The 22,247-nt window shown below is 64.2% G+C and carries 18 protein-coding genes and 1 riboswitch; of the genes, 7 read left to right on the top strand and 11 right to left on the bottom strand.

Annotated features, from left to right (window positions below; all coding sequences use genetic code 11):
* The first annotated feature begins 92 nt into the window (after positions 1 to 92).
* From QRN59_RS03590 to QRN59_RS03580, 3 genes are read left to right on the top strand one after another with little or no spacing between them, the layout of a single operon-like run.
* Complete coding sequence (locus QRN59_RS03590) at positions 93 to 1,193, top strand: efflux RND transporter periplasmic adaptor subunit (RefSeq protein WP_284981139.1); 1,101 nt, start codon at positions 93 to 95, stop codon at positions 1,191 to 1,193.
* 2 nt (positions 1,194 to 1,195) lie between these two features.
* On the top strand, positions 1,196 to 1,984 hold the full coding sequence (locus QRN59_RS03585) for an ABC transporter ATP-binding protein (RefSeq protein WP_284981138.1): 789 nt from the start codon (positions 1,196 to 1,198) through the stop codon (positions 1,982 to 1,984).
* Entirely contained in the window at positions 1,981 to 3,162 is a 1,182-nt protein-coding gene (locus QRN59_RS03580; RefSeq protein ID WP_284981136.1) for an ABC transporter permease, read from the top strand. The genes QRN59_RS03585 and QRN59_RS03580 overlap by 4 nt, the downstream gene beginning before the upstream one ends.
* A 92-nt stretch (positions 3,163 to 3,254) precedes the next feature.
* On the opposite strand, the gene QRN59_RS03575 is transcribed toward QRN59_RS03580, so the two are convergent.
* From QRN59_RS03575 to QRN59_RS03550, 6 genes are all read right to left on the bottom strand, one after another.
* Positions 3,255 to 3,956 carry an ABC transporter ATP-binding protein gene (locus QRN59_RS03575; RefSeq protein WP_284981134.1) on the bottom strand — a complete coding sequence of 234 codons (702 nt, stop codon included), beginning with the start codon at positions 3,954 to 3,956 and terminating at the stop codon, positions 3,255 to 3,257.
* A gap of 2 nt (positions 3,957 to 3,958) precedes the next feature.
* Positions 3,959 to 5,413: an ABC transporter permease gene (locus QRN59_RS03570; protein WP_284981132.1), complete on the bottom strand. Its 1,455-nt coding sequence runs from the start codon at positions 5,411 to 5,413 to the stop codon at positions 3,959 to 3,961.
* A gap of 199 nt (positions 5,414 to 5,612) precedes the next feature.
* Positions 5,613 to 6,713 carry a substrate-binding domain-containing protein gene (locus tag QRN59_RS03565; protein ID WP_284981130.1) on the bottom strand — a complete coding sequence of 367 codons (1,101 nt, stop codon included), beginning with the start codon at positions 6,711 to 6,713 and terminating at the stop codon, positions 5,613 to 5,615.
* Positions 6,714 to 6,764: 51 nt separating this feature from the next.
* The gene (gene mmsB / locus QRN59_RS03560) at positions 6,765 to 8,033 is read right to left on the bottom strand and encodes a multiple monosaccharide ABC transporter permease (protein WP_284981128.1); all 1,269 of its coding nucleotides are present in this window, start codon (positions 8,031 to 8,033) and stop codon (positions 6,765 to 6,767) included.
* Positions 8,034 to 8,077: 44 nt separating this feature from the next.
* Positions 8,078 to 9,634 (bottom strand): multiple monosaccharide ABC transporter ATP-binding protein, encoded by a 1,557-nt coding sequence (gene mmsA / locus QRN59_RS03555; RefSeq protein WP_234751231.1) that lies wholly within the window; start codon positions 9,632 to 9,634, stop codon positions 8,078 to 8,080.
* 138 nt (positions 9,635 to 9,772) lie between these two features.
* The gene (locus tag QRN59_RS03550) at positions 9,773 to 10,963 is read right to left on the bottom strand and encodes an ROK family transcriptional regulator (RefSeq protein WP_284981125.1); all 1,191 of its coding nucleotides are present in this window, start codon (positions 10,961 to 10,963) and stop codon (positions 9,773 to 9,775) included.
* A 240-nt stretch (positions 10,964 to 11,203) separates the two neighbouring features.
* Between QRN59_RS03550 and QRN59_RS03545 the strand changes: the two genes are divergently transcribed.
* Positions 11,204 to 12,013: a carbon-nitrogen hydrolase family protein gene (locus QRN59_RS03545; protein ID WP_502871017.1), complete on the top strand. Its 810-nt coding sequence runs from the start codon at positions 11,204 to 11,206 to the stop codon at positions 12,011 to 12,013.
* A gap of 272 nt (positions 12,014 to 12,285) precedes the next feature.
* On the opposite strand, the gene QRN59_RS03540 is transcribed toward QRN59_RS03545, so the two are convergent.
* On the bottom strand, positions 12,286 to 13,896 hold the full coding sequence (locus QRN59_RS03540) for a PucR family transcriptional regulator (RefSeq protein ID WP_284981121.1): 1,611 nt from the start codon (positions 13,894 to 13,896) through the stop codon (positions 12,286 to 12,288).
* Entirely contained in the window at positions 13,886 to 15,106 is a 1,221-nt protein-coding gene (gene alr, locus QRN59_RS03535; RefSeq protein ID WP_284981119.1) for an alanine racemase, read from the bottom strand. The genes QRN59_RS03540 and alr overlap by 11 nt, the downstream gene beginning before the upstream one ends.
* A gap of 219 nt (positions 15,107 to 15,325) precedes the next feature.
* On the opposite strand from alr, the gene QRN59_RS03530 reads away from it, so the two are divergent.
* Together QRN59_RS03530 and QRN59_RS03525 are read left to right on the top strand one after the other, a co-directional pair.
* A complete protein-coding gene (locus QRN59_RS03530; RefSeq protein ID WP_284981315.1) occupies positions 15,326 to 16,756 on the top strand; it encodes an amino acid permease in 1,431 nt (476 codons plus the stop codon).
* Positions 16,753 to 18,477 carry a flavin monoamine oxidase family protein gene (locus QRN59_RS03525; RefSeq protein WP_502871016.1) on the top strand — a complete coding sequence of 575 codons (1,725 nt, stop codon included), beginning with the start codon at positions 16,753 to 16,755 and terminating at the stop codon, positions 18,475 to 18,477. Before QRN59_RS03530 ends, QRN59_RS03525 begins: the two co-directional genes overlap by 4 nt.
* Here QRN59_RS03525 and QRN59_RS03520 read toward each other — a convergent pair.
* The 3 genes from QRN59_RS03520 to purU all read right to left on the bottom strand — a co-directional run bounded on the left by QRN59_RS03520 (position 18,474) and on the right by purU (position 20,718).
* Positions 18,474 to 18,998 carry a gamma carbonic anhydrase family protein gene (locus QRN59_RS03520; protein WP_284981117.1) on the bottom strand — a complete coding sequence of 175 codons (525 nt, stop codon included), beginning with the start codon at positions 18,996 to 18,998 and terminating at the stop codon, positions 18,474 to 18,476. The two genes, QRN59_RS03525 and QRN59_RS03520, sit on opposite strands and share 4 nt — an antisense overlap.
* A 76-nt stretch (positions 18,999 to 19,074) precedes the next feature.
* Entirely contained in the window at positions 19,075 to 19,752 is a 678-nt protein-coding gene (locus QRN59_RS03515; RefSeq protein WP_284981115.1) for a class I SAM-dependent methyltransferase, read from the bottom strand.
* A 105-nt stretch (positions 19,753 to 19,857) separates the two neighbouring features.
* The gene (gene purU, locus QRN59_RS03510) at positions 19,858 to 20,718 is read right to left on the bottom strand and encodes a formyltetrahydrofolate deformylase (protein ID WP_284981113.1); all 861 of its coding nucleotides are present in this window, start codon (positions 20,716 to 20,718) and stop codon (positions 19,858 to 19,860) included.
* A 36-nt stretch (positions 20,719 to 20,754) separates the two neighbouring features.
* A riboswitch (ZMP/ZTP riboswitch) is annotated at positions 20,755 to 20,840 on the top strand.
* A gap of 90 nt (positions 20,841 to 20,930) precedes the next feature.
* Between purU and glyA the strand changes: the two genes are divergently transcribed.
* Positions 20,931 to 22,244 (top strand): serine hydroxymethyltransferase, encoded by a 1,314-nt coding sequence (glyA, locus tag QRN59_RS03505; protein ID WP_425550536.1) that lies wholly within the window; start codon positions 20,931 to 20,933, stop codon positions 22,242 to 22,244.
* Positions 22,245 to 22,247: the final 3 nt, after the last annotated feature.

Genomic DNA, 22,247 nt, shown 5'->3' with positions numbered 1-22,247 from the left:
AGCCCTCTGAATTTCGTCGGAGCCATCGCCTAGGCTGATGGTCATCATCCCTCGCAGAGAGGTTCTGTGGGGAGTTACCGAATGGAGCAGGGATGGGTGTTTTTCGACGCGTCATTTTGCCGGTGGCATGGCTGCTGGTTTTTGCAGTGATCGCCGTGGCCTTGGTGAAGATCGCCTTTGTGGATGGGCTAAAGCCGCAGGGTGCCGAGCCTGCCCCGATGGCCAGGGTGGAGACGCCTGTTGTGCCCGCCGCGCGCGCAACGGTCACCAATACGGTGCAGATCAAAGCCACTGTTCAGAGCGACCCCGTTGTCGGTGTCCGCAGCACGGCGGCGGGAACGGTTGTCCACCTCTATGTGGAGCCGGGCGTGGCCGTGGCCAAGGGAGACCAGCTTTTCCAAGTCAAGTCCGAGCGGACCAAGCCCGCCGGCCCTGCCGCAACGCCCGGGGAGAAGACCACGTCAGAACCCGTGTACGTTTACACCGACGTGCTCGCCCCTGCCGCCGGAAAGCTCATTGAACTGACTGCCCTTCTTGATCAGCAGTTAAGCGTGGGCGAAGTTGTGGGCAAGGTCGATCCCGGGACCTTCACGGTTTCCGGCCCGGTCAATGCCGCCCAACAGTATCGGCTTCTTGCCAAGCCGGGCTCAGCGCAGATCTCCCTGGTGGGCGGGCCGGCTCCGTTCGCCTGTCCTGCAGTGACGCTGAAGAACAACGCAAACGACGCCGGAGCCACTGCCGGCGCTAACGGAACCGGTGGCGTGGGGATGGCGGTGCCAGCTGGCGGACTATCGTTAGCCGCGGCTGGACCGGGTGGTGCAACGCAAAGTGACAGCGCGAGCACCGGGACGATCAGTTGTCCTGTGCCGGCCGGAACGGAAGTCTTCGCCGGCCTGGGAGCAACCATGACGGTGAGTGCGGGCGAAGCCAAGGACGTCGTGACAGTTCCCCTGACCTCGGTGAAGGGCAGCGTCAAAGAAGGTATTGTCTGGATGGCCGGCGCGGCTGCCGAGGGCAAAGCGCCAGAGCAACGGCCTGTGAAGCTAGGTCTCAACGACGGTGACAAGGTGGAGGTGCTGTCCGGCCTCGCTGAAGGCGAACGGGTTCTTGAATTCGTTCCCGGCGCCCCGGCCGCTCCTTCACAGCAAGGTTACGGGCCAGGCGCGGTACCCTACGGTCCGGCGGGAGGCTAGGCATGGAAAGCCTTGTGAGTTTGCGCGGTGTCACGCGTATGGTGGTGCTGCCTGACGATCAGAAGCTCCATATCCTCCTCGGGATCGACCTTGAGATTTCCGCCGGCGACCACACCGCGATAATCGGCCGCTCGGGCTGCGGGAAGTCAACGTTGCTGAACCTCCTGGGTCTGCTGGACGTGCCCACGTCCGGCGAAATCCATTTTCTTGGCACACCTGTGCTACAGCTTGGTGGCAACGCGCGTGCTCGGCTTCGGGGCTCCACGGTGGGCTTCGTGTTCCAGCAATTCAACTTGCTCCCCGGCCGTAGCGCACTGGACAATGTCGTCACGCCCCTCCTTTACGCCCGTGGCCGCGATTTCCTGCGACGCCGTGAACTGGCCATGGACATGCTGGACCGTGTGGGACTTGCCGGCCGGGCCCAGACCATGCCGAACATGCTCTCGGGTGGTGAGCAGCAGCGGGTTGCCATCGCGCGGGCCTTGGTCCGGCGGCCCCGTCTGATCCTTGCCGACGAACCGACAGGCGCGCTCGATGTAGAGACCGGGCAATCGGTCATGGCACTTCTGGACCAGGTAGCCACGGAGTCCGCCGCGGCACTCGTGACCATCACCCACGACAGCAATGTGGCTGCACTGGCACGGTCCCGCTTCCGTCTGGACTCAGGCGTTCTGCATCCCCTTGACGGCGGGTCGAACCCGGGGATCGCTTTGTCGCAACCGGCCTTGTCGGCGCTGGCTTCGCCGGGTCCAGCGCCGTTCGGGCCCACATCGGCGGAGGTCGGTCGATGATCGGATTCATGTCAGCCATGGTGGAAGCCTGGCAGGAACTGCGGATCAACAAAGTCCGGATCCTGCTGGCTTTGCTGGGCGTGGCCTTGTCCGTCGCGGCGCTCACGTCGGTGGTAGGCGTCGGCAATCTTGCACGCGAAGGATTCAAAGCCTCGTCCGAGCGCACGGGGGGACGCTCAGCGACGCTCGGATTCGGGGTCAATGGTCCGACCCAGCCGGATCCAGCGCGGCTGGATGCCGCGTATCAGTCCATCGTTGACCGTTACGGTATTGCCTTCTCCTCGCACGAGGGCCACGCCGAGCAGCCGTTCCAGTTCCCTCGCGGTGTCCAGTCTGTTCAATTGATGGTGGTGGACCCCGGATATGGGGTCATTCACCGTCTCGAGTTACGGCAAGGGTCCTGGTTTGCCAGCGACGACGAACAGCGGCTGGCGCCCGCCGTCGTCGTCACTGAAGCGTTCTACAACGCGGCTGGCAGGCCCGACCTTGCCTTGCAACCCGGCATCAAGACCGCAGGCGAGCAGGAATCGAATACCGTGATCATCGGCGTCGTGCCGGATACTTGGCCGGATGCGCCTCCGGCGGCGTACATACTGTCGGGCGCCGCCAAGCAAATGGGAGTCAACCAGCTCGGTGGGCAGTTCAAGGTATGGGTGCAGGACGGGCAAGCAGAAGTGCTCTCGGCAGCCATCCAGGCCGATTTGGCGCAACAGTTCCCGGACACAAACATCATGGTGCAGAGGATGGACTTTGCCGCACACGGAGATCCCCTGGCCCCGGTGCAGCTGGTGGTGGGTGGTATTGCCGGTCTGGTCCTCTTGCTTGGCGCGGTGGGGATGTTGAACATCTCGATGGTCACGGTCCGCTACCGGGTGCGGGAAATCGGTATTAGAAGGAGCTTCGGAGCGACCTCGGGGCGGATCTTCCTCGGCGTGATGATGGAGTCCGTCGTGGCCACCGCAGTGGCCGGGCTGGCCGGCGTCATGGTGGCAGTGGCGGTGGTCAAACACCCCTGGATCCAGTCAAAGGTTGCCCCGGCCCTCAGCCAGTACCCTCCGTTCCCCATCGAAGCGGCCATGCTCGGTTTCGGAGCAGCTGTGCTGGTGGGAGCATTGGCCGGAGCAATCCCGGCACTTGTGGCGGTGCGCGTCAAGGTTATCGACGCGATTCGCTTCTAAAGAGCCGGCCTCGGACGCCCCGGAGAGAGCCCGGAAAGAGGGCCAGGAACCTTGCGGTTCCCGGCCCTCTTTCCGTTGTTTGTAAAACGTGATCAGGCCCTGGCAGCTACCCTCGGGCGCACCGTTTCCTCGCTCAGTTTGCCCTGCTGCAGCCTGAAGCGCCGTTCGGTTTTTTGCGCCAGGCTCCGGTCGTGCGTTACCACCAGAATGGTGGTGTTGTGGTCCCGGCTCAAGGAACTGAGCAATTCGATGATGTGCTCACCGGTCTGCTCATCCAGGTTGCCGGTGGGCTCGTCGGCAAGGATGAGCTTGGGCTCGTTGGCCAGAGCCCGGGCGATCGCAACGCGCTGCTGCTCGCCTCCCGAGAGCTTGTTGATGCGGCGCGACTGTTTTTCGGGATCCAGCTGCACCTGCTCCAGGAGGGACCGCGCCCGCTCCAATCGGGCAGCCTTCCGCATTCCTGCGAACTCCATGGGCAGCATCACGTTGTCTACTGCCGAGAGGTTGGGGATGAGGTTGAACTGCTGGAAAACGAAGCCGATGTCCCGGCGTCGGTATTCGGTGAGTTTGCCCGCAGGGAGTCCGGCCAGGCTGACCCCATCCACCACGACGTCCCCGCTGGTGGGCTTGTCCAGGGCGCCGAGCAGGGAGAGCAAGGTGCTCTTTCCGCTGCCGCTCTTCCCCACGATCGAGGCGAGGGTGCCTTTTTCGAGCTCGAAGCTCACGCCGTTGACGGGCTTGATGGTGCGGTCGCCGGACTTGAATTGGCGGACCAGGTCTTTGACTTCAATCATGGCTATTCTCCTCGGAGGACTTCGATGGGGCGGATGCGGGCTGTGAGCAGCGCTGGTACCAGGGCGCCCACGACGGCGACGCCGAAGACCGCGGCAACGCCGGCGGCAATGACGCCGGGGGAGGCGCTCGCCGTGACCGAGGTGAGCAGCTGGGAGGCTCCGCCGAAGGGGTTTCCACCGGGTCCGCCGAAGCCTGCGCCGCCGGGGCCGCGCTGGGTGGTGGCCGCCGTCGAGCTGTTGGAACTGATCAGTGCCGAGGCGATGCCGTCGCTGGCGAAGGAGGCAATGGCAGCGCCAACGACGCTGCCGAGCGCCACGAGGACGAGGGCTTCGAGCACGAACTGCAAGCCGATGGTCCGGTTGCGGGCGCCGATGGCCTTCAGGACTCCGATCTCACGCCGGCGCTCGCGGACCAGCATGACCATGATGAGCAGGATGATCAGGCCGGCCGTGCCGAGGGCCGCGATGAAGGCCACGAGTGAGATGTTCTTGACGCTGTCCAAGGAACTGACAGCGGTCTCGAGGTTCCGCTGGCCCTGCGTCACGTCGGCCTTACTCGAGCCGAGGGCAGTCTGCAGTGCCGTCTTGGCGGCGTCCACGTTTTCCATGCTGTTGACCGTCACCACCATGCTGGAGAGCTCGCCCGGGGTCGCGGCGAGGGCCTGGGCCTCGGCGAGTGTCGTGTACACCGCGTTGTTGCCGAAAGTGGTGCCGGCGTCGAAGATGCCAGCCACCGTGAAGGTTTTGTCGGCGATGGTGAACGTTGAGCCGGCCTTGAGGTTGTTCTTTGTCGCGAGCGTGGTACCGACGAGGGCCTTGGTGCTCGCCACGGTGTAGTCGCCCAGGCCTGTGCCGCTCGTGATGTTCAAGGCCTTGCCGGCGGTGTCCACCTCGGCGCCGATACCGGTAGCCGTGATGGGCAGTGAGAACGTCGGCGCGGTTCCGGTGTTTTCCGACCCAGTGCTGCCCGTGCCGGTGCTTCCCGAGCCGGTGCTGCCGCTAGTGCTGCCGCTAGTGTTGTTGCGGTTGCCGAGCGTGCCGGCGTCGATTGCTGCCTGAAGGTTCGTGGTGACGCTCGTGCCGCCGCCGGGACCGCCACCCGGTCCGGCTTGTTGGGTCGCGGTCCCGGTGGTTGAAGTGGAGGCCGCCGTTGCGGTCTCCAGGCGCAGCGCCTTGGTGCCCACCACGGAAACGACGTTCGGTACGGCTGCCGCCGTCGCGGTCTGGGCAGTAGTGAGCGGCTCGCCGCCGCCGTCGAAGCCCTGTGCCCCGGCGGGGTTCACGGTCAGGACGGTTCCCACGGAGGCATTGAGCTCCTGGACCTTGCCGCCAACGGCTTGGTTGGCCACGAGCATGGCCAGCGCCAGCCCAATCGCGACGGCCAGCACTGCCACTACAGCCGCGGTTCTTATCTTGTTGCGGAAGGCATTGCCTACACTCCGGGCGAGGACGCTCACGATTCTCCTTCGGGACCTGGCCCGCCCCAGCGGCGCGCCTGCTCACCTAACAGTGCTCACCGCGGCTGTGCGACTGTGCTGCTGAAGCTATGCGGGGCCTGTGAAGAGTTGCGCGACGGCGGATGGAACCGGACACAGCGACGGCGGCCACCCCCTTGAGTGGGGATGGCCGCCGTCGTTGGTGCCTGGATGAGAACTGCTACTTGGTGATCGGTCCGAGGATCGGATCGTCCACGTAGGCCGTCTTCACGTTGGCGAGGGTCACGATGACCGGAGGCAGCAGGTATGCCGGCACGGTCTTGACGCCGTTGTTGTAGGACTTGGTGTCGTTGATTTCCGGGGTCTTGCCGGACTGGACGTCCTGGACCATGGTGATGGCGTGCTCAACGAGCTTGCGGGTGTCCTTGTTGATGGTGGAGTACTGCTCACCGGCAAGGATGGACTTGACCGACTCAACTTCGGAGTCCTGGCCGGTCACGACCGGGAGCGGCTTGCCGGCCGCCTTGACCGAGGTCAGGATGGCGCGGGCCAGGGTGTCGTTCGGGGACAGCACGCCGTCCAGCGAAGCGCTGGTGTAGGTGCCTGCGAGCAGGGTATCCATGCGCTTCTGGGCGTTCTCTGCCTTCCAACCCTGGGTGACGGCCTGCTCGAAGGACTTCTGGCCGGAAACCACCTTGAGGGTTCCGTCATCGATCTTCGGCTGCAGGATGCTCATTGCGCCGTCGAAGAAGACCTTCGCGTTGGCGTCATCGGGCGAACCGGCAAACAGCTCAATGTTGTACGGGCCGCTCGGCTTCTTGGCCTTGAGTCCGTCCAGCAGGGCCTGGCCCTGCAGCACGCCGACCTTGAAGTTGTCGTAGGCCACGTAGTAGTCCACGTTGGAGGTGTTCAGGAGCAGGCGGTCGTATGCAATGACCGTAGCGCCGGCGTCCTTGGCCTGCTTGAGCTGCGTGCCCAGCTGAGCGCCGTCAATGGCACCGACGATGATGAGCTTGTCACCCTTGGTGATCATCGCGCTGATCTGGTTCTGCTGCTCGGAAACGCCGCCATTGGCGAACTGCACATCCGGCTTGAAACCTGCGCTCGTGAGCCCGTCGTTGAAGAGCTTCTCTGCCAGGACCCAGTTCTCACTGGTCTTCTGGGGGAGCGCGACGCCGATCGAGGAACCCTTGGGGAATGCCTCGCTGCCGCTTGACGAGCCACCGGAGCTGCCGCTGTCCGTACGGCCGCAGGCCGTCAGCGCCAGTGCCGCGATCGCAGCTACAGCTGCTGCCTTTCCTGCTTTACCAAACATTCGCATATCTTGGTTCGCTTTCTTTGTTGTGGATGGAACAAGTCGTCTTGAAGCCGATCAGGCTTCCTTGGAGATGACTTCCTTGGTTGAGGTTGTCTCGTCTGGAGCGATTTCGCTGCTCCGGCCGAAGTTCTTCATCATCATTCCGATGATCGATTTCTTGCCCTGCGTCTTGTTGTAGACGTCGAACGCAACAGCTGCCAGCAGCACGAGGCCCTTGATGATCTGGGTGAGGTCTGCGCCGACGCCGAGCAGCTGGAGGCCGTTGTTGAGGACGGCCATGACCAGGCCACCAACGATCGAGCCGATCACAGTGCCCACACCGCCGGTGACCGCAGCGCCACCGATGAAGACTGCAGCGATCGCGTCCAGTTCCCAGCCGACGCCGTCGAACGGACCCGAAGCGGTGGAGCGGCCCACGAAGATCATGCCGGCGAGGCCGGCAAGGATGGACATGTTCATCATGACCATGAAATTGACCTTCTTGGACTGAACTCCTGAGAGCTCAGCCGCGTGGCGGTTGCCACCGACTGCGTAGATGTGGCGGCCGATGACCGTCTTGGCGGAAATGAAACCGTAGATCAGGACCAGCACGGCCAGGATGAGGCCCGGGATGGGGAACGAGGTGCCGGGGCGGCCAGTCGCGAACAGGTAGGTGGCGTAGAGGATGGCTGCATTGACAAGCACGAGCTTGGTGACCATCACCCAGCCTTCTTGTACTTCGGCGCCCAAGGCCTGGGCGGTGCGGCGGGAACGAATCGCACTGAAAATCACGAATGCGACGGCGATAAGGCCCAGCAGGATTGTCAGGTTGTTATACCCCGTTTTCGGCCCTATCTCGGGCAGGTACCCGGAGCCCAGGTACTGGAAGTCTTCCGGGACCGGAACGGTGTTGGACTTGCCGACGAACTGGTTGAAACCGCGGAACAGCAGCATGCCCGCAAGGGTCACGATGAATGCCGGGATGCCGACGTATGCCGTCCAGAATCCTTGCCAGGCTCCGATCAGGGCGCCGAGCAGGAGCCCGAACAGGACTGCTACGTACCAGGGCAGGTGCCAGTCCCTGATGGCCAAGGCCACCGAGATACCGACGAAGGCCGCTACCGAACCTACGGAAAGGTCGATGTGGCCGGCGATGATGACCAGGACCATGCCAATGGCCAGGATCAGGATGTACGAGTTGCCGTTGAAGAGGTTGATGACGTTGCCTGGGGTGAGAGTGCGGCCCGAGGTGAAGATCTGGAAGAAGATGACGAGTGCAACCAGGGCGAAGATCATGCCGAATTGGCGGGTGTTGCCACCGAATAGCTTCTTGAGCGCGTTCATTGTTTTGGGTCCTTGTGTCCGTGTGGTTCTGGAGATGACCGGGGTCAGGCAGCTTTGCGGCTGGATGTCATGAGCTTCATGAGGCTTTCCTGGCTGGCTTCGTCCTTGTTGAGTACGCCAGTGATGGAGCCCTCGAAGATGGTGTAGATACGGTCGGAAAGGCCCAGCAGCTCGGGAAGCTCGGAGGAAATCACAATCACGCCTTTCCCTTGGTTGGCGAGCTCCTGGATGATTCCGTAGATCTCGTACTTGGCACCGACGTCGATTCCGCGGGTGGGTTCATCCAGGATGAGAAGATCCGGATCGGTGAACATCCATTTGGCGAGAACAACCTTTTGCTGGTTTCCGCCGGAGAGCTTCGATACGCCTTCCTCGACCGACGGCGTCTTGGTGCGCAGCGACTTCCGGTATTGCTCGGCCACCATGAACTCCTTGTTGGTGTCCACAACGATTCCCCGGCTGATCTTCTTCAAGTTGGCAGACACCGTAGTGGTCTTGATGTCGTCCAGGAGGTTCAGTCCCAGGCTCTTGCGGTCTTCCGTGACGTAGCCGAGACCGGCGTCGATCGCCTGGCGGACGCTGCGCATCGTGATCGGCTTGCCGTCCTTGTACACCTGCCCCGAGATGAACCGGCCGTAGGAGTGGCCGAAGACGGAGCGCGCAAGCTCGGTACGGCCGGCGCCCATCAGGCCCGCAAATCCGACGATTTCACCGCGGCGCACATGGAAGCTGGAGTTCTTGCACACCAGGCGGTCCTGGATCTGGGGATGACCGACGGTCCAATCCTTGACCTCGAAGAACACCTCGCCGATCTTCGGCGTGTGGTCGGGGAAGCGGGACTCGAGCGTCCGCCCGACCATGCCCTTGATGATCCGGTCCTCGTCGACGCCGTCTTCCACGACGTTGAGCGTCTCGATGGACTTGCCATCGCGGATGATGGTGATCTCGTCTGCGATCTGCTCGATCTCATTGAGCTTGTGGGAAATGATGATGGACGTGATGCCCCGGCCCTTGAGGCCAAGGATCAGATCCAGCAAGTGCTGGGAGTCCGATTCGTTGAGGGCGGCTGTGGGCTCGTCGAGAATGAGCAGCTTGACGGACTTGTTCAGGGCCTTGGCGATTTCCACCAGCTGCTGCTTGCCGACGCCGATTTCCTTGATGGGGGTATCCGGGTCCTCGCGCAAACCAACCCGTGCGAGCAGTTCGATCGACCGCTTGCGTGCCTCGGCCCAGTCGATGATGCCACGACGGACGGGTTCGTTGCCGAGGAAGATGTTTTCCATGATGGACAGCTCGGGGATCAGCGCCAGTTCCTGGTGGATGATCACGATTCCCGCATGTTCGCTGGCCCGGATGTCCTTGAACTGCTGGACTTCCGCCTGGTACACGATGTCTCCGTCGTAGCTGCCGTAGGGGTAAACCCCGGAAAGCACCTTCATCAACGTGGACTTTCCTGCTCCGTTTTCGCCGCAGATCGCGTGGATTTCGCCCACCTTGACCCGGAGGCTAACGTCCGAGAGCGCCTTCACGCCGGGGAATTCCTTGGTGATGGACCGCATCTCGAGGAGAACCGGATCCTGGTGCGTAATGGGGGTCGACATACCCTTGCGCCTCCAATGTTTGACGTCGTTGTCGGCTCGGGGATGGCGAGCCTATCTGATGAGAAAGTAAACTGGATCACACCGCTTGTCGTCAAGACTTTAACGCAAGACGGCGATAACAGCGTGGTAACGAAATGTTTAGCCCTGCTTGATTCCGGCGTGCTGGAACACCAAAGCGGCCGCCCCGAGGGCCTCCGCCCGGGCGCCGAGCGAAGACATCGCCAAGTGCGTTGTCTCGCCGATTACGGGCACTGCGTGGCGGACCAGACCGCGCCGGATCGGGTCCAGGAGGATGTCGCCGAGGCCGGCCAGGGGGCCGCCCACCACGATGACTTCCGGGTTTATGAGATTCGCCACATTGCCCAACGCCCGCCCCACCGCGAGCCCCGCGTCGTCCACCACGCGAAGGGTCGCCGGATCCCTCGCCAGGGCGTTGCGGACAATGTCCTCGGGCTCGAGGTGAAGCCCCGAACCCTTCCCGAGCAGCTCGATCATTGTGGTGGTGGAAGCCATGGTTTCCAGGCAGCCCCGGTTGCCGCAGCGGCAGATTGCGCCGTATTCGTGGATGGTTGCATGGCCGATTTCTCCCGTGATTCCCACCGCCCCGTAGTAAGGCGCACCATTGATGATCAGGCCCGCTCCGATGCCGGAACCGATCTTGAGGAACATGAGGTTGCTGATCCCGCTGTGGGGCCCCCATGTGACCTCGGAGAGGGCGCCCAGATTGGCGTCGTTGTCAACGTACACGGGAAGATCGAGGGCTTCCTCCAGTCGTTCGAGAATCTGGATGCCCACCCATTCGGGCAAGATGGCACCCTGGGCCACGGTGCCGGAACGGCGGTCGATGGGGCCGGCTATGCCGGCACCCGCGCCGACTACCGCGCTTCGGTCAACCCCGCTTTCGAGCAGGAGCTTGTCGAGGAGGGCGACTGCGGCGCTGATGCCCTGTTCGGCGTGGTGGCCAAGGGGCAGTGTGACGGTTTCCTCGACGATGATGTGATAGCCCAGTGAGGCCAAGACTACCCGCAGGTGGCGCCGGCCAAAATCGATACCGACGGCGACCGCGCCATTGCTGTTGAGCCTGACGTTCAGTGCCCGGCGTCCGGAGCTTGTGATCGGTTCGGTGGAGACGAGCCCCGCGTCCTGCATGATCTTGACGATGTTTGACACCGTTGCCGTGGAAAGACCGGTCTGCCTGGCGAGTTCGGCCTGGGTGGATGGGCCGCTCAGCAGGCATTCGATGAGCCGCTGCTGGTTCAGGTGGCGCAGCGCTGATTGCGAGCCGGGGTTCTTACGGTGGCTCTTCGTCGAGCTGGATGTTGCGGGCATGACATGAAGCGTGCCTCAAATCACAGTTGCAGTCAAGAAGTTAACGCAATGGAGTGAACTTGCGTCGGCATCATGAACTATGCCGCGGATTTGTACGATGCATCCCCGGCGGCCTGCCCGCAGGTCCTTTTGTCCTGTGGGACAGGCCTGTGGCTGGCTAGGCTGGAATCACGAGTAACCCCGGGCGTGTCTCCCATGGACGCCCGACGCGAAATGCAAGGTGCTATTGAGGTGGTAATGATGCTGCTGTCCGTTCTGCAGGCCAACGCTGTTGTCCTGGACATCGACGCCAATCTGAAGACGGTCGATGCGGCGGCACAGCGCGCTGCCGCGGCCGGGTCCGGCTTGCTGCTGACCCCCGAGCTCTTCCCGGTGGGCTACGCGCCGCTGAGGCTCCACGCGGAGCTGGATCCTGCGGTTCTTCCAGACATTCGGGGCCGCCTTGCGGACATCGCCCGCACGCGCGGAATCGGACTGGTCTACAGCCTTCCCGCGCCGGCCGCCGATGGCGGCTGGCATATCTCCGCCACTCTTCTGGATGCGCATGGAACCGTGCGCCTGGACTACGACAAAGTGCACCTCTTCGGCGAGGAGGAGCGAAAGGCGTTCTCCGCCGCCCAAGTAGCTCCCCGCGTCGTGGACTTTGACGGGGTCAAGACGTCGCTGCTGATTTGCTACGACGTCGAGTTTCCCGAAAGTGTCCGCGCCGCGGCCACGCGGGGCGCTGAGCTCTTGCTGGTTCCCACCGCGCTGTCCGCGGGTTTCGACGCCGTGCCGCAGGTCCTGATCCGGGCCCGGGCCCTGGAGAGCCAGCTCAACGTGGCCTACGCAAACCACAGCGGCCACGAGGACGGCTGTGACTTCCTTGGCGGAAGCGTGGTGGCCGGTCCGGACGGTTCTTTGCTCGCTGCCGCCGGGGATGGTGCGGCATTGCTGTTCGCTGAGATCTCCACGGAAAGCGTCAAGGCAGCCCGTGAACAGGTGCCGTATCTGAAGGAACGCCGCCCGCAGCTGTACCGCGAGTGGGAAGACTCAGCTCCACAAGGTTGAGGGTCTGCGGATCCTCAGACGGCGTGCGGTTTCGGGTGGTGCTCGATCTACTTCAACAGATCTGAAACGAAAGACATTGCGACGGCGGGCCTTTTCTTGCCACGGTAACGGGCCAGCCCGTCTGGGTATTTCTCGGTCTGTTAGTCCTGGCGGTCCTATTGGGCTTTTGGCATAGCAGTTTTCGCTGGCGCTCGCAGAGACCCTGATAAGGAAACCGCAGCGACGGAAGGTTCTCAACAGCTATTGCGGAGCCTAGGATGCGATCTGTTGCTTCAATATCCGTCCCCTCCGCCCACCAGACCGTCCGTGTACTGAAGCGCGATCCAAAGCTCCGCCCGTACTTGGGCCTGGTTCAGGTCGGTGTCGAGGAGTTCGGCGAGCAGTCCGATCTGGCGGCGCACGCTGTTGCGGTGCAGCCCCAGCAGTTTGGCGGAGGCGTCCCAGCTGCCGTTTTCGCTCAGCCAGCCCCGGAGCACGGCCAAGAGCGGATCGCGCCGATCAGCTTCCAAGGAGAGCACCGGTTCAAGGAGCCTCGCGGCCAGCATGGATCCGGCCTCGCGTCCCAGGAGCCCGGTGACAGACCACGTCACCTCGTCGACGCGGGCGCTCCGTCCGCTGGACTGGACCCGTGAACGGAGCGACGTCACGCGCTGATGTGCTGCGGCAAGGCCGGTCAGTTCGGTCGGGTCTCCGATGACGAGCCGCCAACCGAGCTTTTCGACGTCGGCCAGGAGCGCGTCGTCCACCTTCAAACGAGTGATCGCAGCGAATCCGTAATCGGTGATTTCCACCAGTTTGGTGTCGAAAAGGCGCCGCCACTGCAACAGCTCCCGTACCGGGCTGTCGCCCGCGGGCCACTCAGGCGAGTCCACCTTGATGCCCTGGACCACGCGCAGGGGCGCGGATCGCGTGGAGGACAAGCTCTGGGCGAGGAGATCCTTGAGTCCGTTGACGTGCCGGGTCCCGCCGGTGGCAAGGCTTTCAGGGTGCAGCAACAACGCCGTCGCCAATTGGCTTGGCGCGAGCGAGCCGCTCGTCCGTTGGCGGACGAGCAACTCGAGCAGCCCCACCACTGACTGCACCACGCTGTTCTGGGCAGGAGTCAGCGCGGCGTCCGAGCCCAGGATCAGGGCGCCCAGGTTGGCGTCCTTGGTGCTCCGCAATGGGTGGCCGAAAACCATCGCCGATCCCGGCTGCTCAAAGCCGTCCACCTCAACCCGCGGCCCGCTTCCGGAAAGGAGCCGTTCCAGCATCGGCTCCAGCAATGAATGCTCGACGCCGGTGCTGCCGCCGGCAGCGTGGGCGCGCGCACGTACCCGCCCGTCCGCTCCGATGAGGAGTGCCCAGACGGGCACCTTCTGGACCAAAGCGGCGAGCAGCTCGTGTTCCGGCCGAGGGGAGAGGACTGCCCGCATGAGTTGCCTGTTGGTGTCTGCGAGCTGGCGGAAGACCTTCGCGTTATCCGATTCCAGGAGCTGGGAGAACTCAAGCCCGATCGCGGCGAACGGGATGGACTCCGGGATCTCGATCAAGGTGAGCCTATGCCGCCGGCACGCCTTGAGCAGCTCGGCCGGGACGGCGTCGAAATACGGCCTGATCCCGAACCCCAGCGCCGCCACCTTGGCCCCAACTAGCCGTTTCACATAGGCGTCGACGTTCTCTTGCGAGCCGCCGTCGCCAAGGAAAGGGAGTCCCGCGGTCAGCAGGAACTCCCCGTCCGGCAGGTAGGGGGTGGGATCGTCCAGTTCGCTGGGTTCAACCCAGCGCAGCAGCTCCCCGCCGCTGCCGCCGTCGTGGAGTATTTCCAACTCGGGCGGCAGCTGCTTCAGGAACTGCTCAAGCGTGACGAAGCTCAGGCGGCCGGGGGCCGGCTCAGGCGACATCGCTCGGGGCCTCCTGGTAATCGGGGCACTCGTAGGCACTGGACTCATACACGCGGGGGAGCCGCGGTGCGATCCGGTTGATGATCTCGTCACCATGGCTTCCGATGGCGGCGCCCCAATCGTCGGCGCTCGCAGCCCCTCCGGCCGGATCGCCGAACAGGACCGCCGTGTCACCGACCTCGATCCCGGAAGCATCCGGACCAAGGTCCACCATGAACTGGTCCATGCACACCTTGCCGATCACGGGGACTTTCCGCCCGGCGATCTGGACCAGGCTCCGGCCGCTGATGCCCTTGGGGATGCCGTCGGCGTAACCCAGGGGGATGAGGCCGAGATAGCGCGGCTCGTGCGTGATGGCCTGGTGTTCGTAGCTGACGCCAGTCCCTGCCGGAACCTTCTTGACCATGACGAGCGGTGCGGTGACGCTCAAGGCGGGGCGCAGTCCGAAGTCGGCGGGATCCAGGTGGTCCGCCGGGGCTAACCCGTAGATCGCCAGTCCGGCGCGGACCATATCGAAATGGAATTCGGGGCGGTCCAGGATGTTTGCCGAGCTCGACACGTGCCGGAGCTGCGGGTCCAGGCCGGCAGCGCGGGCTTCGCGAACGGCGTCTTCGAACTCCGCCACGGCTGCCGCGTTTCCGGGGTGGGCGGGAACATCTGCCCAGGCCAAGTGGGTCCAGATGCCGCGGACCAGAACCGTGCCGTCCTGCTCGGCCTTGCGAGCCTGGGCTACGAGTTCGGGCCAGTTTTCCTTGCGCGCACCGCCGCGGCTGAGGCCGCTGTCCAGCTCCAGGTGCACGACGGCGGGGCGGCCCAATTGCTCCGCGATCCCGGCCAGGACCTCAAGTTGACCGACGCTCCCAAGCGAAACGTCGACGTCGTACTCGAGTGCCTCACGGATGGTCGCGCTGGTCTGGGATGCCAGATACAGCCACGAAAGGACCGGCACGGTGATGCCCGCCTGGCGCAAGGTGATGGCTTCGCTCAACTGGGCGGTTCCCAGCCAATCGGCTCCTGCCGCCACCGCGGTGCGGGCAACATCCACAAGGCCGTGCCCGTAGCCGTTCCCTTTGACGACGGCCATGAAATGCGGCGCGGCGGTGCGCTTCTTGAGGGCTTTGATGTTGTCTGAAATCGCAGATAGGTCAACGCTGACCTGCCCGGAAAGCACCGCTTCCGGCGTCGGTTCTGATTGTGCAATACGTCTCATGGTTGATCACTATAGGTCATTTTGCACCGCCGTGAGAGCTGGCTCACAGGCTTACGGTGGTCAGGGGAAACCGCCAACTACTCTGAAGGGACGTCAACGGTGACTGTGCCTACCTCCACCCAGACCAAGCCAACGCACGCCGCGAATGCAGATCCCGGCAACGCCACCCGCCGCCCGGGGCTCGGTTCGCAGCTGCTGCGCCGCAAGCCGATCGGGCAGATGGTCAGCGAAGCCGGAAGCAGCGAAAGCGGGACGCCGCTCGTCCGCAGCTTCGGCGTCCTCCAACTGACCATGATCAGTGTCGGCGCCACCCTAGGCACGGGCATCCTGGTGATCCTGGGTGAATCGGTGCCGCTGGCCGGACCCGCGGTCTGGATTTCCTTCGTCGTGGCGGGCCTTGCCGCCCTCTTCTCGGCCGTGTCCTACGCCGAAATGGCTGGCCTCGTGCCCGTTGCCGGGTCCAGCTACTCCTACTCCTACGCCACGATGGGCGAGGGCATGGCCTGGATTTGTGGTTGGTGCCTCGTCCTCGAATACGCGGTCTCCGTGGCTGCCGTGGCCGTCGGCGCAGGGCAATACGTGAATGAAACCCTCGCCGCGTTCGGACAGTTCCTGCCGGACGCGATGTCCCAGCCGCCGGGCAGCGGCGGCGTGGTCAACATCCCGGCCATGCTTATTGTGGTCCTCGCGATGGTCTTGCTGGTGCGAGGTGCCAAGGAAAGCGCCTGGATCAACACCGTGATCGTGACCATAAAGATCGTCATCCTGCTCTTCTTCTGCGCCGTTGCGTTCACCGCGTTCAACGCCGGCAACTTCGAACCGCTTATGCCCATGGGCGCTGCGGGTGTTTCGGCCGCCGCATCCAGGGTGTTCTTCTCCTACATCGGCTTCGATGCCGCTTCCACTGCCGGCGAAGAGGCCCGCAACCCCAAGCGCGACCTGCCCCGCGCGATCCTGCTCTCCATGGTGATCGTGACCAGCATCTACGTCCTGGTTGCCGTGGCCGCCATCGGCGCCCGCTCCTGGGAATGGTTCGGCGGCACCGAAGCGGCCCTCGTCCAGATCCTCGAGGAAACCACCCATCAGCCCTGGATCGCGCTCGTCTTCTCCATCGGAGCCGTGCTGGCCATCGCCAGCATCGTGCTGACGGTCCTCTACGGCCAGACCCGCATCCTGCTCTCCATGTCCCGCGACGGACTGGTCCCGGAGGTCTTCGGCAGGATCTCTCCACGAACCGGCACCCCGGTGGCCGGAACGCTCATCGTGGGCACCGCCGTCGCACTCACCGCGGGGCTCGTCCCGCTCGGCGCGCTGGCCGACGCCACCAGCATCGGCACCCTCTTCGCGTTCGCGCTGGTGAACGTCGCCGTCATCTACCTGCGGCGCAACCGCCCGGCGCTCAAGCGCACCTTCCGCGTGCCGCTCTACCCGATCACGCCCGTCCTCGGCACGCTGATGTGCGCCTACCTCATGGCCAACTTGGGTGCCGACACGTGGGTGGTGTTCGGTGGCTGGATGCTCGTGGGGATCGCCCTCTACTTCGGCTACGGACGCCGGAACTCCAAGGTAGCGGCCCTGACCGAACAGGAATACCGTGAACTATCCGCAAGGGTCGCTGACCCGGAAACTGTGAAGGCAGAACTTTCATGACCACCGCCACCGAATTGCCCACGGAAACCACGCCCCGCGCTGGAGACACCGGGACTTCCCAAGCAACGCCGGCCGACGCCCCAATCACGATGCTGAACCCGGACTTCCCGTTCAGCTACGACCACTACCTGGCGCACCCGGACGGACTGGCGGTTGTTCCGCCGGAACTGTACGGCACGGAAGTCGCGGTGATCGGTGCCGGCCTGTCCGGACTCGTCACGGCCTACGAGCTCATGAAGCTCGGGCTGCGCCCCGTGGTCTACGAGGCGGACCAGATCGGCGGGCGGCTGCGGACCGCGAGCTTCCCCTCCGCTCCCGGAGTGGTGGCAGACCTCGGCGGCATGCGCTTCCCCGTCTCAGGTAAGGCGTTCTACCACTACGTGGACCTCCTCGGCCTGGACACCCAGGAATTCCCCAATCCGCTCGCGCCTGCAACGTCAAGCACAGTGATCGAGCTGGCGGGACAGAAGCACTACGCCGCCACGTCTGCTGACCTGCCGGAGTTCTTCCACGAGGTTGCCGCAGCGTGGAAGGCCGCTGTGAATGACGGCGCTGCGTTCCAGGAGATGCAGGAGGCGATCAGGGCCCGCGACACCAAGCGCATCAAGGAGCTGTGGAATGAACTGCTCCCGCTCCTGGATGAGCAGACCTTCTACGGCTTCATCGCCGCAAGCGAGTCCTTCAAGGAGGCCGGATTCGCGCACCGCGAGGCCTTCGGGCAGGTAGGTTTCGGCACAGGCGGCTGGGACACCGACTTCCCCAACTCCATCCTCGAAATCCTGCGCGTCGTCTACACCGACGCCGATGACCAGCACCGACTCATCACCGGGGGAGCGCAACGGCTCCCCGAGGCACTCTGGCACCACGCGCCGTCGGGCATGGCTCACTGGCCCGAGGGCACCTCGCTCGCGTCGTTGCATTCCGGTTCCCCGCGCGGAGCCGTGGACCGCATCGAGCGCGGTGGGAACGGCGACCTCATGGTGCGGGAACGTTGGGGCCGTGAAACCGGCTATCCCGCCGTCGTGACCACATGCCAGTCCTGGCTCCTGTCCACGCGCATCCACACCCAGGAATCGTTGTTCCCCTCGGAACTGTGGACCGCGATCGAGCGCTCGCACTACATGCAGTCGTCCAAGACCTTCGTGATGGTGGACCGGCCGTTCTGGAAGGACATCGACCCCGAAACCGGCCGCGAAGTGTTGTCCATGACGCTGACCGACCGGCTCAACCGGGCAACGTACCTGCTCGACGACGGCCCGGACAAGCCTGCCGTCATCCTGCTTTCCTACACGTGGAACGACGACGCCCTGAAGTGGCTCTCGCTTAGCGCCGAGGAACGGGTCAAGCTCATGCTGCACTCGCTGGAGCAGATCTACCCGGGCGTGGACATTGCGAGCCACATCGTGGGCCAGCCGATCACCGTTTCCTGGGAGGCCGACCCCAACTTCATGGGTGCCTTCAAGGCCAACCTGCCCGGGCACTACCGCTACCAGCAGCGCTTGTTCACGCATTTCAAGCAGGACAAGCTGCCGGAGGCCCAGCGGGGCATCTTCCTGGCCGGCGACGATGTCTCGTTCACCGCAGGCTGGGCCGAAGGCGCCGTCACCACAGGCCTCAACGCTGTGTGGGGCGTGGTGAACCACCTCGGTGGTTCGTCCGTGACAGGCAACCCCGGTCCCGGTGACTTGTTGGACGAGCTGGGTCCGATCAGCCTGGACTAGGCCTGCGCGTGCATCCCGCGGTGGGCCGCCGCCAGCTCCCGGTAGTGGGCGGCGTTGCGCTTCACGCCGTCGAGCTCTTCCTCGCTCAGTTCGCGGCGCACTTTGGCGGGCACCCCGGCAACCAGGGATCGCGGCGGGATGACAGTTCCCTCAAGCACGACGGCGCCGGCGGCCACAAGCGAACCGGTACCGATGACGGCCCCGTTCAGGATGGTGGCGCTCATGCCGATGAGGCAGTCGTCCTCCACGGTGCATCCGTGGACGACGGCGCTGTGGCCGACGCTGACGCGCTCGCCGACGGTGCAGGGGAAACCGGGGTCGGCGTGCAGGACGACATTGTCCTGCAGGTTCGAGCCGGCACCGACGCTGATTGCGGCGGTGTCGGCACGGACCGACACACCATAGAAGGCGCTGGAGTCCGCGCCGAGGGTGGCCTTGCCGATGATGGAAGCCGTGGGTGCCACGAAGGCGGTGTCATGGATGGCCGGGGTATCCCCGGCAAACGTATAAATGGGAGCCATGGGGCAAGCCTAGAACACCCCGGCCCCAACCCAACTAGCTAGCAGTAGGTGTCGTTTTGACGTCCTATAACGACACCTACTGCGAGTCAGTTGGGCCGGAAGGCGTCCGCAGGACCAGGAACTGGTAGTGCTGGGTCCAATTGCCCGCACCGGGTCCGGACTCGACGCCCGTTCCCTCGGGCCAGGTTTCGAAGTGTTCCACCGTGCCGTAGGCACCGAAGATGCGGCGCACGGTGTCGTCGCTGCGTCGGCTGAAGAACCGCCGCGGCTCGTCGTGGTCCTCGGGGTTGAGGACTTCTTCATCGTCACCGGACCAGAGCCCGACGGCGATCGGCGCACCAGCCGCGCTAACCCGCACGAGTTCACGGACGACGTCGTGGATTCCCGCGTTGGGGACGTGCAGGAGGGTGCTCATGGTCCACACCGCGGGGAAAGTGGCGTCGGCGAACGGCAAGGACCGGCCGCTGGCCACGCTGGCGTCCAAGCCCTTGGCGCGGGCGACGTGGATGCTCTCCTCGGAAAGGTCGACGCCCGCGTAGTGCAGTCCCGCTCGCACGAATTCCAATCCTTCGACGCCGGTGCCGCAGCCTAGTTCGAACAGCGAGTGCCTGTGTTCGTCCTTGAGTAGGCGGATGAACCAATCGCGGCATTCCGTCCGATGCCGGGTCATGGCGCGGGTGTGCAGGAGAGGGGCCTGCCGGTCGTAGAACGCGGCGAGGTCCGCTTCGTGGTCGGCGTCCGGGAAGTCCTGCATGGACCCAGCGTAGAACACCCGACTGACTCGCAGTAGGTGTCGTTATGAGGCGTCAAAACGACAACAAATGCGAGTCAGTTGGGGCGCGGCGGTGCGGCGGGAGCGCTAGTTGAACACCACCGTGCGGGTGCCGTCGAGCAGGACGCGGTGCTCGGCGTGCCACTGCACAGCCTGTGCCAGCGTGCGGCCCTCGACGTCGCGGCCCATTTGCACGAATTGCTCGGCCGTGCGGGCGTGGTCCACCCGGATGACTTCCTGCTCGATGATCGGGCCTTCGTCGAGGTCCGCCGTGACGTAGTGGGCGGTGGCCCCGATGATCTTCACGCCCCGGGCATGCGCCTGGTGGTAGGGCTTGGCGCCCTTGAAGGACGGCAGGAAGGAATGGTGGATGTTGATGGCCTTGCCGTTGAGCTCGGTGCAGAGCTCGTTGGAGAGGACCTGCATGTAGCGCGCCAGGACGGTCAGCTCGATGCCGTGCTCGTGGATGAGCTCGAGCAGCTTCGCCTCGGCCTGGGCCTTGGTGTCCGGAGTGACCGGGATGTGGTGGAAGGGGATCCCATAGAACTCCGCCAAACCTTCGAGGTCCCGGTGGTTGGATACGATGGCCGGCACCTCGATGGGGAGGGTTCCGGAGCGTTGCTGGAAGAGCAGATCGTTGAGGCAATGTGCGTCCTTTGAACCCAGGATCAGGGTACGGACCTTCTGCCCCACGGGGTTGATCTGCCACTTCATGCCGAATTCTTCGGCCACCGGGGCCAGCGCCGAACTCAATTCAGCCTGGGTCGAGGACGTCGTGGCTTCCACCCGCATGAAGAAGTTTCCCGTGCTGGGGCTGCCGTATTGCTGGGAATCGGCGATGTTGCAGCCTGCCTCCAACAAAGCGCCTGCAACGGCATGCACAATTCCGGGCCGGTCCGGGCAGGACAGGGTTACAACAAAAGACGTAGGCAGGGTGGAGTCAGTCACACGATCAAGCCTACCGTTGCGCACCTGTTGTACTGTTTAAGTCGTCGCGACTGGCGTTGGGTGGTGTACCACCAGGGAGCGGCATTGATGAAGACCACGGATCGTACGCCTGGGCCGAGGGTCACGTTTTACTGTCGCTGTGCCATGCCCCGTAATCAAAGGCATGGAAAAAACCCAGCCGGTAGCCTGACCTGTAGAAATACCCGTTGCCTATCCAGGAGATCTTCGTGACCACCACCACCATCACCTCCGCGACCATCAGCAACCAGCCGCTTTCCGAGCTCGACCCCGAGATCGCCGCGGTACTGGAACAGGAACTCGGCCGCCAGCGCGGCACCCTGGAAATGATCGCTTCCGAGAACTTCGCGCCCCGCGCCGTCATGGAGGCCCAGGGCTCAGTCCTGACCAACAAGTACGCCGAAGGCTACCCGGGCCGCCGCTACTACGGTGGCTGCGAATACGTGGACATCGCCGAGCAACTGGCCATCGACCGTGTGAAGGCGCTCTTCGGCGCTGAGTACGCCAACGTACAGCCGCACTCGGGTGCCCAGGCCAACGCCGCAGCCCTGTCCGCCATGATCACTCCCGGTGACAAGATCCTCGGGCTTTCCCTGGCCCACGGTGGCCACCTGACCCACGGCATGAAGCTCAACTTCTCGGGCAAGCTCTACAACGTAGCTGCCTACCAGGTTGAAGAAGACAACTTCCGCGTGGACATGGACAAGCTCCGCGAACAGGCCATTGCCGAGAAGCCGCAGGTCATCATCGCCGGCTGGTCCGCTTACCCGCGCCACCTCGACTTTGCAGCCTTCCGCTCGATCGCCGACGAGGTCGGTGCGCTCCTCTGGACGGATATGGCCCACTTCGCCGGCCTCGTCGCAGCAGGCCTGCACCCGAGCCCGGTGCCGCACTCCGACGTCGTCACCTCCACGGTGCACAAGACGCTGGCCGGCCCCCGTTCCGGCGTGATCCTCGCCAAGCAGGAGTGGGCTAAAAAGCTCAACTCCAACGTGTTCCCGGGCCAGCAAGGCGGCCCGCTCATGCACGTGATCGCCGCCAAGGCCGTTGCGTTCAAGATCGCTGCCGGCGAGGAATTCAAGGAGCGACAGGAACGCGTCCTTGAAGGCGCCAAGATCATCGCCGATCGCCTCAACCAGGCCGATGTCGCTGAAGCCGGTGTTTCCGTTTTGACCGGCGGCACCGACGTCCACTTGGTCCTCGTGGACCTGCGCAACTCGCAGCTGGACGGCCAGCAGGCCGAGGACCTCCTGCACTCGGTGGGCATCACCGTCAACCGCAACGCCGTTCCGTTCGACCCCCGCCCGCCGATGGTCACCTCCGGCCTGCGCATCGGTACCCCGGCCCTGGCTACCCGCGGTTTCGGTGCCACCGAATTCACCGAGGTTGCCGAGATCATCGCTTCGGCGCTGAAGTCCGGCTCCGCTACCGATGTTGAAGCCCTGCAGGCCCGCGTCGACAAGCTCGCCGCTGACTTCCCGCTGTACCCGCAGCACGAGCAGTGGTGAACC

Source organism: Arthrobacter sp. efr-133-TYG-118, from assembly GCF_030209755.1.
Taxonomy (GTDB): Bacteria; Actinomycetota; Actinomycetes; order Actinomycetales; family Micrococcaceae; genus Arthrobacter.
The sequence above is the reverse complement of the archived record's forward strand: the minus strand, read 5'-3'. Positions and strand labels throughout refer to the sequence as shown.

Bases quoted from the DNA above. Each gene is read 5' to 3' on its own strand.
- QRN59_RS03590 (WP_284981139.1), top strand. From the start codon at position 93: ATGGGTGTTTTTCGACGCGTCATTTTGCCGGTGGCATGGCTGCTGGTT.
- QRN59_RS03585 (WP_284981138.1), top strand. From the start codon at position 1,196: ATGGAAAGCCTTGTGAGTTTGCGCGGTGTCACGCGTATGGTGGTGCTG.
- QRN59_RS03580 (WP_284981136.1), top strand. From the start codon at position 1,981: ATGATCGGATTCATGTCAGCCATGGTGGAAGCCTGGCAGGAACTGCGG.
- QRN59_RS03575 (WP_284981134.1), bottom strand. From the start codon at position 3,956: ATGATTGAAGTCAAAGACCTGGTCCGCCAATTCAAGTCCGGCGACCGC.
- QRN59_RS03565 (WP_284981130.1), bottom strand. From the start codon at position 6,713: ATGCGAATGTTTGGTAAAGCAGGAAAGGCAGCAGCTGTAGCTGCGATC.
- mmsB (WP_284981128.1), bottom strand. From the start codon at position 8,033: ATGAACGCGCTCAAGAAGCTATTCGGTGGCAACACCCGCCAATTCGGC.
- mmsA (WP_234751231.1), bottom strand. From the start codon at position 9,634: ATGTCGACCCCCATTACGCACCAGGATCCGGTTCTCCTCGAGATGCGG.
- QRN59_RS03550 (WP_284981125.1), bottom strand. From the start codon at position 10,963: ATGCCCGCAACATCCAGCTCGACGAAGAGCCACCGTAAGAACCCCGGC.
- QRN59_RS03545 (WP_502871017.1), top strand. From the start codon at position 11,204: ATGCTGCTGTCCGTTCTGCAGGCCAACGCTGTTGTCCTGGACATCGAC.
- QRN59_RS03540 (WP_284981121.1), bottom strand. From the start codon at position 13,896: ATGTCGCCTGAGCCGGCCCCCGGCCGCCTGAGCTTCGTCACGCTTGAG.
- alr (WP_284981119.1), bottom strand. From the start codon at position 15,106: ATGAGACGTATTGCACAATCAGAACCGACGCCGGAAGCGGTGCTTTCC.
- QRN59_RS03530 (WP_284981315.1), top strand. From the start codon at position 15,326: ATGGTCAGCGAAGCCGGAAGCAGCGAAAGCGGGACGCCGCTCGTCCGC.
- QRN59_RS03525 (WP_502871016.1), top strand. From the start codon at position 16,753: ATGACCACCGCCACCGAATTGCCCACGGAAACCACGCCCCGCGCTGGA.
- QRN59_RS03520 (WP_284981117.1), bottom strand. From the start codon at position 18,998: ATGGCTCCCATTTATACGTTTGCCGGGGATACCCCGGCCATCCATGAC.
- QRN59_RS03515 (WP_284981115.1), bottom strand. From the start codon at position 19,752: ATGCAGGACTTCCCGGACGCCGACCACGAAGCGGACCTCGCCGCGTTC.